The 12,388-nt window shown below is 62.2% G+C and carries 7 protein-coding genes; all 7 read right to left on the reverse strand.

Annotated features, from left to right (window positions below):
* Entirely contained in the window at nucleotides 1-1,407 is a 1,407-nt protein-coding gene (locus IM271_RS03765) for a YchO/YchP family invasin (protein WP_193052190.1), read from the reverse strand.
* Between the two features lie 75 nt (nucleotides 1,408-1,482).
* Nucleotides 1,483-3,981, reverse strand: coding sequence for a nitrate reductase (locus IM271_RS03770; RefSeq protein WP_193052191.1), 2,499 nt, complete (start codon nucleotides 3,979-3,981; stop codon nucleotides 1,483-1,485).
* On the reverse strand, nucleotides 3,978-7,964 hold the full coding sequence (nirB, locus tag IM271_RS03775) for a nitrite reductase large subunit NirB (protein ID WP_193052192.1): 3,987 nt from the start codon (nucleotides 7,962-7,964) through the stop codon (nucleotides 3,978-3,980). The genes IM271_RS03770 and nirB overlap by 4 nt, the downstream gene beginning before the upstream one ends.
* Nucleotides 7,965-7,977: 13 nt before the next feature.
* Complete coding sequence (locus IM271_RS03780; RefSeq protein WP_045630583.1) at nucleotides 7,978-8,766, reverse strand: ABC transporter ATP-binding protein; 789 nt, start codon at nucleotides 8,764-8,766, stop codon at nucleotides 7,978-7,980.
* 9 nt (nucleotides 8,767-8,775) lie between these two features.
* The gene (gene ntrB, locus IM271_RS03785; RefSeq protein WP_028013452.1) at nucleotides 8,776-9,654 is read right to left on the reverse strand and encodes a nitrate ABC transporter permease; all 879 of its coding nucleotides are present in this window, start codon (nucleotides 9,652-9,654) and stop codon (nucleotides 8,776-8,778) included.
* A 2-nt stretch (nucleotides 9,655-9,656) separates the two neighbouring features.
* Nucleotides 9,657-10,904 (reverse strand): CmpA/NrtA family ABC transporter substrate-binding protein, encoded by a 1,248-nt coding sequence (locus IM271_RS03790; RefSeq protein ID WP_193052193.1) that lies wholly within the window; start codon nucleotides 10,902-10,904, stop codon nucleotides 9,657-9,659.
* Nucleotides 10,905-11,131: 227 nt separating this feature from the next.
* Nucleotides 11,132-12,316 carry a nitrate regulatory protein NasR gene (gene nasR / locus IM271_RS03795; protein WP_193052194.1) on the reverse strand — a complete coding sequence of 395 codons (1,185 nt, stop codon included), beginning with the start codon at nucleotides 12,314-12,316 and terminating at the stop codon, nucleotides 11,132-11,134.
* Between the last annotated feature and the right edge of the window lie 72 nt (nucleotides 12,317-12,388).

Consider the following 12,388-nt stretch of genomic DNA (forward strand, 5'->3'; position numbering starts at 1 on the left):
TTACTCATCCGGCAGCAGCTTCCAGCGCGGGTCGTCGTCAGGTAATGCGACCAGCGGCTGCACCACAGCGAGCGTGATCTCATTGGATGAGACGCGCTGGCCCTTCGCATCTTCCACCACCGCCGAGAGATGCCAGCGGTTTGTCGCCCCTTCAGCGTCATTCCAGGCAGGCATGATCACGCTCCAGCCGTCGGTGCTGTCACTTTTCCCCGGGGACGTCAGGCTCAATGCCTGGGTATCACCCTGCCAGTGGATCTGACGAATACCGTGAGTGCTGCGAACCTGCAGCTTCAGCATGACGGTTTCGCCCCCTTTGAGATCCCACGGCGGGGTTGCCAGCCAGACGGAGAGCGTTTTTCGCTGGCGGAACTCCATCACCGGCAGGCTGTTACGCTCCGGCGAGTCATAGCGGCTTCCGCGCAGGGATCGCGTGGCCGCGACCTCTCCGGCGGAGAGCTGCTTAACCAGCGGCACGCCGAAGCGATAGTTGAGCTTCAGCCCGAGGTTATTCTGGCTCTCTCCGCTTTCGCCCTGCTTATGCCCGGCGGTCAGCGTCACCAGCGGCACGGGGGTATAGTTAAGCCCGAGATTGACCGCCACCGGGTTGTGATACCCGGTTCCGCTGTTGAAGAGGTCAACGTTGTCGCCAAAATATTGCTCAAAGCTGACGCTGGTGTTCAGGTGATGAAACCACGGCAGCCAGGCTTTGGCGGTCACGTCATATCCCCGCGCCATGCGCTGCTCCAGGACGTCAGAGCTGTCGCGCCAGCCGGCAAAAGGCTGATAATAGTTAGCCGACAGGTGCAGATTTTCTCCCCACACCTCCGCACCCAGCCCGGCACGCTGCAGGTTCTCATCCAGCAGGTTGTCGTAAAAGGTGTTGTAGCCCAGCAGCCATTTTCCGGCCACCCAGCGCTGGCCGATTCCGGCGTTACTGACCAGGCCATCCGTCTGCTGCGTCAGGCCGAGCTGGCTCCAGCTCAGGTAACGGTTGTTATCGTTCCAGGGAATAAACCAGCTCCCGCTGCTGCCGTTGAATTTCCCGTCGTTATCCACCAGCAAATTGACGCTGGCATTCCCCCAGGGCGACAGCAAGGATTCAATCTGCTGGTTCACCTCGCCGCTCACCGCGTCGCGTACCTGACCAAAGGCAAACTGCCGCGCCTGCTCGCCCGTAGTCAGGCCGTTGTCGGTCATACTGGCTTCACCAAAGGCTTTCGCCATTTCGGCGAGATGCTTTTCCCCCTCCCCGGTGGGGGCTGCCATACCGAGATCGGGGAGATTATCCCCGTTATTATCAAAGGGATTTTGTGCCTGCTGGATAAAGGAATTCGGCGCACCGTGAACGGCTCCGGCAGTAACAAGGGAGAGTAAAACCAGCGTTCGGAAAGGGGGAGAAACAGTCATCAATGTCGTAAGAATTACCCGGTGCTTACGTAAGAACACCAGGTACCTTAACGTGATTTCTCCCTCTTTGCAGCTTTACGGGGAATTTTCCGGAATTTCCTGAAACATTGTTTTGAGCTCAGGCACGCACGAACCGCAGTTCGTGCCGCACCGTAGCGTCGCCCCCAGCGCGGTAACGGAACCGCAGCCTCCGGCAATCGCCTCCCGTATCGCGTTTTCTCCAACGCTGAAACAGCTGCAGATGATGCGCCCCGGATCTGTAACCTTCCCCACGCCCTGCCCGTTCAGCAGCGCATGGCGCTCAGCGGGTGTCGAGGGTGGTGACTGAAAAGCGGCTTCTATCACCGGGTGCGCCAGATCGGGCAAGGCGGTGCCTTCCCAAAAACCCAGCATCAGATGGCCGTTATGCCAGGCCAGTACGCTGCTGCGTTCCCCGGTTTGCGCAACCTGCAGCTGCCAGCCCCGGCCGCTGGCATAGTCCATGACCCACGACAGCAGCGGCTTTTCACCCGCTATCGTCATTCGCGGGGCTTTACGCCACCAGTGAACCGAAGAGGGGATTTCCGGCCATTCCCGGGCATAGAGCTCCCCCTGCCAGGCGGGCTGCCAGGGCATGATTCTGACGGCGGTTTGCTTACTCTCCGGCTGCCCGGAAGCCGAATCGACGCGCCCTTCCACCAGCGCGTTAACCTTTCCCTGGCGGGCAAACTCAGCGTTCCAGTGCATCGGGGCAAACGCTTCGCCTTCCCGTATTCCGTCGTTGATTCGTACTCTGGCCACCATCACGCCGCGCGGCGAGCCGATCCGCGCCAGCTGGCCGTCGCACAGTGAAAACCGAATGGCGTCTGCGGCGCAGACCTCAACAAACGGCTCCGCGATATGCTGCATCAGCCGGGGCACGTATCCCGTACGGGTCATGGTGTGCCACTGGTCGCGGATACGGCCAGTGTTGAGGATCGCCGGGTATAGCGCGGTAGCCGTCGCGCCATGCGGCAGCGGATCGACAGGCACTACGTTTCGGCGCGGTAAATTCCCCGTCGGCCACTGGTACGGTTCAAGCGTCTCCCACGCTTCACGGGTTAACCCCGCCAGTTCCTGAAGGTTCAACGCCCGCGCGCCGTCATTTTCAAACGCCGTCAGCGCCGCATGTTCGCAAAAAATCTCCTGCGGATGTTGCCAGGCAAAGGCCTCGCCGTAGCCCAGCCGTTTTGCAATCTGAGCCACGATCCACCAGTCCGGCTTCGCCTCACCCGGCGCGGGCAGAAACGCGCGCTGGCGCGAAATGCGCCGCTCGGAATTGGTCACCGTGCCGTCCTTCTCCCCCCAACCCAGCGCCGGAAAACGGATATGGGCGAACCGGCTGGTGTCGGTATCTTTCATCACCTCAGAGACAATCACCAGCGGACAGGCCGCCAGCGCCTGACACACCGCGTGGCTGTCCGGCAGCGACACGGCAGGATTGGTGCCCATGATCCACACCGCCTTCACCTCGCCGCGGGCGATGGCGTCAAACAGTTCCACCGCCATCAGCCCCGGCGTCTGCGCCAGCCGTTCCGTTCCCCAGAAACGCGCCACCCGCGAAAGATCGTCCGGCTCGAAACTCATATGCGCCGCCAGCTGGTTCGCCAGCCCGCCTACTTCGCGGCCGCCCATGGCGTTTGGCTGTCCGGTCAGCGAAAATGGGCCGCAGCCCGGACGGTTGAACTTCCCGCTGGCAAGATGCACGTTAATGATGGCGCTGCACTTGTCGCTGCCGCTGGAGGACTGGTTGATCCCCATGGTGTAGAGCGTAATGGCGCGAGGCACGGTAACAAACCAGTCGTAAAAGGTACCAATATCCTCTGCCGGAAGGTCGCAAAACGCCGCCACGCGGGCAATCGGCCACTCATCGGTGCCCTGGATCAGATTGAGCAATCCCACAAACAGCCCGGCGTCGCTGCCGGGTTTAAGCGCCAGATGCAGGTCGGCAATATCGCAGGTAGCGGTTTTACGCGGGTCAATCACCACCACCTTCATCTGCGGGTTGTTGTGCTTTGCCTGCACCAGACGCTGATAGAGCACCGGATGCGTCCAGGCCGCGTTCGAGCCGGCCAGCACCACCAGATCGCTGTTTTCCACATCCTCGTAGCTGCACGGCACCACGTCTTCGCCAAAGGCGCGCCTGTAGCCCACCACCGCCGAGGACATGCAGAGCCGGGAGTTGGTATCGATATTCGCCGCGCCGATAAACCCTTTCATCAGCTTGTTGGCGGCATAGTAGTCCTCGGTTAACAGCTGGCCGGAGGCGTAAAACGCCACCGCCCGTGGCCCCCATGTGTCGATGATCTCCCGCAGTCGCTCGCCCGCCGCGTTCAGCGCCTGGGACCAGTCCATCTCAAGTCCATCGACAACGGGGTACAGCAATCGCCCCTGCAAGCCCGTCGTCTCCCCCAGGGCCGATCCTTTCACGCACAGGCGGCCAAAGTTTGCAGGGTGGGTGTCGTCCCCCCGAACGCTGACCGCTCCATCCTCCACGCTGGCGATCACGCCGCAGCCGACACCGCAGTAGGGGCACGTTGTCCTGGTTTCCGTCATGAGGCCTCCGCGCGCATCACCAGCTCTTCGTTGCCGACCCACACCTTGCCATTTTCAATTTTGACCGGCCAGGCGCGCACAGCGGGTTCGCCACTCTCCACCTGACAGCCGTCGCGCAGGCGAATGCGCTGCTTGTAGAGCGGAGAAATAACCACCGGTTCGCCCGCCGCATCGCCGAGGATGCCGCGTGACAGCACGTTCGCGCGGCTGCCCGGCTCCAGGTCGTCCAGGGCATAAACGGACGTGCCAAAGCGGAACAGCGCGATCGGTTTACGGCCAAGACGCGCGCCAATGCCCGCCTGCTCCGGGATATCGTCAATGCCGCAGATTTCCTGCCAGCGCTTGCTTTCGTCCGACGGCGCGACGTTCACCGCGGTGCGGAACAGCGCCAGACGGTCAGGATCGTTGAGCGTGGTTTGCCATTCGCACTGGTACGTCTCTACTACCCGGACCATCTCCTGCTCCAGCTCGTGGGCGATGCCGAGACTGTCGTTGAGGATCACCTCACGCAGATAGTCGAGGCCGCCCTCCAGGTTGTCCATCCAGGTGCTGGTGCGCTGCAGGCGATCCGCCGTGCGGATGTAGAACATCAGGAAACGGTCGACGGTGCGGATCAGCGTTTCGTCATCCAGATCGCTGGCGAAGAGATCCGCATGGCGAGGCTTCATCCCGCCGTTGCCGCACAGATAGAGGTTCCAGCCTTTGTCCGTGGCAATTACCCCCACGTCCTTGCTCTGCGCCTCCGCGCACTCGCGGGTGCAGCCGGAAACGGCCATTTTGATTTTGTGCGGGGCGCGCAGGCCCTTGTAGCGGTGCTCCAGCCTGACCGCGAGACCAGTGGAATCCTGCACGCCGTAGCGGCACCAGGTCGACCCGACGCAGGATTTCACCGTGCGCAGGGATTTCCCGTAAGCGTGCCCGGTTTCAAACCCGGCCTCCACCAGCGCCTGCCAGATCTCCGGCAGCTGTTCCAGGGTGGCGCCAAACAGGTCGATACGCTGCCCGCCGGTGATTTTGCTGTACAGGCCGTAGCGTTTCGCAATCTGGCCGATGGCGATCAGCCCGTCGGCGGTCACTTCTCCTGCGGGCATGCGCGGCACGATGGAATACGTCCCGTCCTTCTGGATATTGGCGAAGTAGCGGTCGTTGGTATCCTGCAATGGCAGATGCGCCGGCTTCAGCAGGTATTCGTTCCAGCAGGAGGCCAGCACTGACCCCACCAGCGGCTTACATATTTCGCACCCGTGCCCCTGACCGTAGCGGCTGATGAGCTGCTCAAAGGTGCGGATATGGTTGACTCGCACCAGGTGATAAATTTCCTGGCGCGAGTACGGGAAGTGTTCGCAGATGTCCTTTTTCACCTCCACGCCCTGCTCGGCAAGCTGGAACTCCATCACCTGCTTCACCAGCGCGCTGCAGCCCCCGCAGCCGGTCGCCGCTTTGGTGCACTGCTTAACGGCGCCGATATCCGCTGCGCCCGCGCTCACCGCCCGGCAGATATCGCCTTTGCTGACGTTATGACACGAACAGATCTGCGCGCTTTCCGGCAGCGCCGCCACGCCCAGCGCTTTTGGCGCGCTGCCTGACAACGTGGGTAGTATCAGCGTTTCCGGCTCTTTCGGCAGGCTGATGCCGTTAAGCATCATCTGCACCAGCGTGGCGTATTCGCTGGCATCGCCCACCAGCACGCCGCCGAGCAGCGTTTTTCCGTCGTGGCTGACCACGATTTTCTTGTAGATTTGCTGCGGGCCGTGCGTCCACTGGTAGCTTAGCGCCCCCGGCGTGCGCCCGTGAGCATCGCCAAACGACGCCACGTCCACGCCGAGCAGCTTGAGCTTAGTGCTCATATCTGCCCCGGTGAAGGTTTTATCTTCGCCCGCGAGCGCGGCGGCGGCGACGCGCGCCATCTGGTAGCCCGGCGCCACAAGGCCAAAGATTTTCCCCTCCCACAGGGCGCATTCACCGATGGCAAGCACGTTCGAATCGGAGGTCCGGCAGGCGTCATCAATGCAGATCCCGCCGCGCTCGCCGACAGCCAGCCCGCTGCTGCGCGCCAGCGCGTCCTGAGGACGAATACCGGCAGAGAAGACCACCATGTCCGTTTCCAGCTGTTCACCGTCGGCGAAGCGCAGCACCAGCCCGTCGTCCGTCGCAGCAATTTCCGTGGTGGCTTTACTGGTGTGAACGCCAACGCCCAGCGCCTCGATTTTCCTGCGCAGCATCGCCGCACCGTCATTATCAAGCTGCACCGCCATCAGATTGGGCGCAAACTCCACCACGTGCGTTTCCAGCCCGAGTTGCTTGAGGGCATTCGCCGCCTCCAGCCCGAGCAGGCCGCCGCCAATCACCACGCCACGACGCGAGCCCGCCGCGTGGGCCGCTATGTTGTCCAGGTCGTCAAGGGTGCGGTAGACAAAGCAGCCCGGCAGATCGTTGCCCGGTACCGGCGGTACGAACGGGTATGAGCCGGTCGCCAGCACCAGCTTGTCCCAGTGGGTCTCATGCCCGCTGGCGGTACGCACCACGCGCGCGTCGCGATCGATAGCGACGATCTGCTGCGAGAGGCGCAGCTCAATGCCGTTATCGGCAAAGAATTCCCCCTCCACCAGCGAGAGCGACGCCGCGCTTCGGCCGCCAAAGTATTCCGACAGATGCACGCGGTCATAGGCGGCATAGCACTCCTCACCAAAGACAACGATCTGATACTGCTGATGCAGATTGCGGTTAACGCAGTCTTCGAGAAAATGATGGCCGACCATACCGTGCCCAACCACCACCAGAGTAGGTTTTGTCATAGCATTCTGTCCTGCAACCTGCGGTTGCGTAGTGAAACGATCGAACAGCCAGTCCGCGCGTGCGGGCGCAGCCGTTGCCAGTAAATCGGTAAATGTTGCCGCGCTGCGGCAGTCGCCCATCAGCAGCACGCCAGCCAGCGCACCCTGATGGATCAGTAACCGACGATAGTGAAGGGTTAGCGGATCCCAGGAACTCCAGACCACATCATCCTCCTGCACCGCCGTGCGCCCGAGGCTGAACAGCTCCACGCCGGTCACCTTGAGGCGCACGCCGTTGTCGGTGAGTGCAAACGGCGCGGCTGTGTCACCCGCCAGCCGCGCGGCGAGAATATCCGCCTGCGTCATACAGGGGGCGACCAGGCCAAAGGTCTGGCCGTCAATTTCGCAGCACTCGCCAATGGCGTAGACGTCCGGTGCGGAGGTCCGCATCTGGCTATCCACCACGATGCCGCGCGCGCAGCGAACACCGCTGGCCTGCGCCAGTGCGACGTTGGGCTGCACGCCTGTCGCCAGCACCACGCGCGCGGCGGCGACGCGGCGTCCGTTGAGCAGCGTCACGCTATTCCCGTTAATCGCCGCGATGCCGGAGGCGAGTTCAGAGCGCACGCCCCGCGCCGCCAGCGCCTCTTCAAGCAGTACGCCCGCCTGCTGGTCCAGCTGCTGCTCCATCAGCCACGGGCCGCGATGAACGAGCGTGACGTTGTCACCTGAACGAGCCAGCGCTGCCGCCGTCTCTACGCCGAGCACGCCGCCCCCCAGCACCACCGCCGGACCGGCTATCGCCTGAATGGCGCGGATATCCTCCAGGGTACGGAACGTGAAGACGTGCGGCGCATCGCCCCCAGGAATCGGCGGCACAAACGGCGTTGACCCGGTGGCAAATACCAGCGCATCCCAGCCCAGCGTGCGGGCGGTGGTTTGCACTTCCCCCGCGTCCACGTTCACGGCGAGTGCCTTTTCGCCCCGCAGCACCGTCACGCCGCGCTCCCGGTACCATTGGTCATCCTGAAGGCAGATGCCCGCAGCCGTTTTTTCACCCCCCAGCACCGGCGAAAGCTGGATGCGGTTATAGGCATGCTCCGGCTCGTCACCGATGACGGTGATAGCGAACCGACCGGAAGCTCGCCCGGTGAGCGAAGCAATCAGCCGGGTTGCCGCCATGCCATTCCCGATAATGACCAGTCGCATCAACGCCCCCTCGTTACGCCGCTTTCGGCTGTTTTTCGTAGAGGAAATGGAGGATCTGCTGGCGCATGTGGTGATAGCGGCTGTCGTCCGCCAGCTGCACCCGGTTGCGCGGGCGCGGCAGGTCAACGCGCAGGATCTCCCCGACGGTGGCCGCCGGGCCGTTGGTCATCATCAGCACGCGATCGGAGAGCAGCACCGCCTCGTCCACGTCGTGGGTAATGAGCACGATGGTGGTGTTCAGCGCCTGCTGGATCTGCATCACCGAGTCCTGCAGATGGGCGCGCGTCAGCGCATCCAGCGCGCCGAACGGCTCATCCATCAGCAATACTTTCGGCTTCATCGCCAGCGCGCGGGCAATCCCGACGCGCTGCTTCATGCCGCCGGAGATCTCCCCCGGACGCTTGTGCAGCGCGTGTCCCATCTGCACGCGGTCGAGGTTGTGCTCGATCCACTCTTTGCGCTCGGCCTTGCTCATGGTGTGACGGAACACCTGATCCACCGCCAGCGCCACGTTGTCGAAGCAGGTCAGCCACGGCAGCAGCGAATGGTTCTGGAACACCACCGCGCGCTCGGGCCCCGGCCCGGCGATTTCGCGGTTGTCGCAAATCAGCCCGCCTTCCGTCGGCAGCGCGATCCCGGCGATAAGGTTAAGCAGCGTCGACTTGCCGCAGCCGGAGTGGCCGATAAGACTCACGGTTTCGCCCTCGTGGATATCAAAAGAGACGTTCTGCAGCGCCAGAAACTCGCCGCTGGCGGTGGAAAAACGCTGGCTCACGGCCTGGACCTGAATTAATGGTTTCATGTTCGCTCCTTATTTTTCCTGCCAGCTAAAGCGACGGGCGATCAGCATCAGCCCCTGCTCCAGCAGCAACCCGACCACGCCGATGATGACGATGGCGATCAGAATGTTTTCGACGTTGAGGTTGTTCCACTCGTTCCAGATCCAGAAGCCGATACCCAGCCCCCCGGTCAGCATCTCGGCGGCGACAATCACCAGCCAGGCGATGCCGATGGAGAGGCGCACCCCGGTCAGCACGGCGGGTAGCACAGCCGGGAAGAGTATGCGGCGCATGATCGTCCACTCGGAAAGCTGCAATACGCGGGCGACGTTGAGGTAGTCCTGCGGAATGCGGCGCACTCCTTCGGCGGTGTTGATCACCATCGGCCAGATAGAGCAGATGAAAATGGTCCAGCTCGACGCGGGCTCCGCTTTCTGGAACAGCAGCAGGCCGATGGGCAGCCAGGCGAGCGGGCTGACCGGGCGCAGAAGCGCAATCAGCGGGTTGAACATGCGCGAGAAAAAGGTGAAGCGGCCAATCAAAAAGCCCAGCGGAATACCCGCCAGCGCTGCCAGGCCAAAGCCGATGGCGACGCGCTGCAGTGAAGCAAGCACGTTCCAGCCAATTCCCATATCGTTAGGCCCGTCGCGATAAAACGGGTCGGCAAACAGGGTAATGGCAGAATCAAGCGTGCTGAGCGGCGTCGGGAAGCCTTTGCTGTTTATCGCCGCCAGTTGCCAGAGCACCACCAGCAGCCCGAGGCCGAGCAGCGCCGGAATAACGCGTTGGAAAAAGTCGTTCATCCGGCGCGCTAACGCGGGCGGACGGCGGCGAACCTGTACCGGAGGCAGGACAATCACTTCCCCGCTCTCTGGCGTCTCTTGTGGTTTCGTGTTTTGCAGATGCGGCATAATCAGGCCCCTTTACGGTGAATGGCGAAACGGCTGGCGTACCCTTCCGGATCGGTGCCGTTCCAGACGGTGCCGTCCATCAGCGTGCTGCTGCGGAACGGTGATGACGGCGTGGACATGCCGCCGACGGCGGTGGCGGCATCCTGCCAGACCGAGGTCTGGTTGATGCGCTGCGCGATGCCCGCATAGTCCGGCGCGGCTTTGAGCAAGCCCCAGCGGCGGAACTGGGTTAAGAACCACATGCCGTCGGAGAGATACGGGTAGCTCACAGCCCCCTCGTTGAAGAAGCGGATCGGGTGCGCGTCCTGCCAGCGCTGGCCCAGACCGTTGTCGTACTCGCCGAGCATGCGCCCGGTGAGATACTGTTCTTTGCAGTTGAGCCACGCCCGGCGGGAGAGGATCTGCGCGGTTTCGCGTTTGTTTTCCGGGGACGCCTCGATCCAGCGCGCGGCCTCCAGCACCGCGCTCACCAGCGCCCGGGCGGTGTGCGGGTTTTTCTCCACCCAGTCGCGACGCGTGCCGAGGATCTTTTCCGGATGATCGGCCCAGATGGACTGCGACGTGGCGGCGGTAAAGCCGATACGGTCGTTAATCGCCCGCGCGTTCCACGGCTCGCCGACGCAGAAGCCCACCATGTTGCCGATGCGCATGTTCATCACCATCTGCGGGGGCGGCACCACCACCGTGCGCACGTCGTCAAAAGGGTTAATGCCCGCGCTGGCCAGCCAGTAGTAAAGCCACATGGCATGCGTCCCGGTCGGGAAGGTGTGCGCGAAGGTGTAGGTTCCCGGCGCCTGCTGCCCGATCAGCGTTTTCAGCCCGTCGAGATCGCGAACGCCCTTCTCCGCCAGATCGCTTGAAAGCGTGATGGCCTGGCCGTTCTGATTGAGCGTCATCAGGTTCGCCATCTGCTGCGGCTTGCCGGCGATGCCCAGCTCCAGCCCGTACAGCAGACCGTAAAGAATGTGTGCGGCGTCCAGTTCTCCCGCCACCAGCTTGTCGCGCACCGCCGCCCAGCTCGCCTCTTTGGTGGGAACGATGGTGATACCGTATTTTTTATCAAAGCCTTTTAACGCTGCGATAACCACCGGCGCGCAGTCGGTCAGCGGGATAAACCCGACTCGCACCGTCTCCTGTTCCGGTTTATCTGAGCCAGCCGCCCAGGCAGCCTGCATAACACCCGGTAACAGCACTGCACCACTCGCCAGCATGCTGGCCTGCAAAAATCGCCGTCTCGACAAATCCGCCATAACCGCTCCCGAAAAAAAGCCAAAAAAAAGCGCCCGCCGTGCCGAAGCACCGCTGGACGCCTTTATCCCGAAGACAAATGCACCGCCGTTGGCGCACCGTCAAAAATGGTTAATTAAATAATGCAAAGCCAGTGCCAGGTTTAAAGACCCTCTTTCAGGGCCGAAAACCGGGTTTTGCCCGCGTTCGCGCACCTCAATCAGGCATAAAATGCCCGCTGATTGTGCAGCTACTCCTTTGGTGTTACCTGCCAGACGCTCTTCACCGTAAGCAGCGCGCGGGCGATATCGACCATGCGCTGGTTCTTGTCCATCGCCATTTTGCGCAGCGTTGTCCAGGCCTGTTCTTCACTCATGTTCTGGTGGGTCATCAGCACGCTTTTGGCTTTATCAATGGTTTTGCGCTCCTCAAGCGTATCGCGCAGCGACGCGAGCTGGCGGGAAAGCTGCTCTATCTCTCGTGCCTGCTGGCGAACCAGGGTCAGCAGCGGTTTATCCGGGTAGTGCGCCAGCGGATCATCCTGTTCATCCCCGGGAAGCGGGTATGCCTCGTCGCGCTGAATACGCTCATCCACCGCGACCATCAGATCGGCGATGATCGTCTCCTCCAGCGCGCGCAAATGCTCCAGCCGCGCCGTTTGCAGCGCAAACCAGACGAGTGCGGTATGGCCATTGTCTGCAGCAGGCTGGCGGGTACAGGCCACGCGCCGGAGCTGCTCCGTCTCACGATCGGGCTGACAATTAAGGGAGAACGAAGTCTGCACGTCGGCCTGGCTGTGGGAGAGAAAGATCTCAAAACAGGCCTGCTGCCCGTCAATGCGGTCAACCAGCCGCTGGCGGGTCACATCATCGAAAAAGCCCTGCGTGAAGCCAATTGCCCCCAGGGCCCGCTCTTGTCCCGCCAGCTCTTTCCCCTGCATCAGGCTATATAGCGCGACGAAACGGCCCGCGATTTGCGGGTCGTCAATGCTGTCATTAAGCTGCGGTACGATACTGAGCAGGTGGCGCAGCATGCGGGAGTAGTGCTCCATTGCCTGCGGAGCCGTCAGCGTTTGCCGATTTACACCGTCGCGCAGCGCGGGAAGCGTCTCCAGCGTGAGCAGCGCATTGCCGATACGTTCGCAAACGGCGCTTCCCGGAAAGGCGGACTGTTTTCCAAGAATGGCGTTCAGTGCAGCAAGGTTTTCGTCCACCAGCGCCCGGCTGGCTTTGCATTCAGGCGCATAGAGCTTACCCTGTGAGCAGAGCCAGACGTTAGATGCGCCGCGCTCGCACTGGAGCATATGCACCAGTTGGCTAATGCCGCGCACCAGCACGTTCAGCTGCGCCAGCCTGCTGAGCTGCTCCCGGCGCATCCGCCTTGCGCGCTGGAGCCATTCGGTTGCACCTGGCGAAATGCCGGCCATTAATGTCATGCTTACTCTCCCGGACAGCGAAACTCCGGGGAAATTAAGCAATATTCGTGCCTTTATAAGAACAGGAGTCAA

Source organism: Enterobacter cloacae complex sp. I3, from assembly GCF_014896175.1.
Lineage (GTDB): Bacteria > Pseudomonadota > Gammaproteobacteria > Enterobacterales > Enterobacteriaceae > Enterobacter > Enterobacter bugandensis.

Excerpts from the sequence above, each read along its gene's own strand:
- IM271_RS03780 (WP_045630583.1), bottom strand. The coding sequence starts at position 8,766 with ATGAAACCATTAATTCAGGTCCAGGCCGTGAGCCAGCGTTTTTCCACC.
- ntrB (WP_028013452.1), bottom strand. The coding sequence starts at position 9,654 with ATGCCGCATCTGCAAAACACGAAACCACAAGAGACGCCAGAGAGCGGG.
- IM271_RS03790 (WP_193052193.1), bottom strand. The coding sequence starts at position 10,904 with ATGGCGGATTTGTCGAGACGGCGATTTTTGCAGGCCAGCATGCTGGCG.
- IM271_RS03770 (WP_193052191.1), bottom strand. The coding sequence starts at position 3,981 with ATGACGGAAACCAGGACAACGTGCCCCTACTGCGGTGTCGGCTGCGGC.
- IM271_RS03765 (WP_193052190.1), bottom strand. The coding sequence starts at position 1,407 with ATGACTGTTTCTCCCCCTTTCCGAACGCTGGTTTTACTCTCCCTTGTT.
- nirB (WP_193052192.1), bottom strand. The coding sequence starts at position 7,964 with ATGCGACTGGTCATTATCGGGAATGGCATGGCGGCAACCCGGCTGATT.
- nasR (WP_193052194.1), bottom strand. The coding sequence starts at position 12,316 with ATGACATTAATGGCCGGCATTTCGCCAGGTGCAACCGAATGGCTCCAG.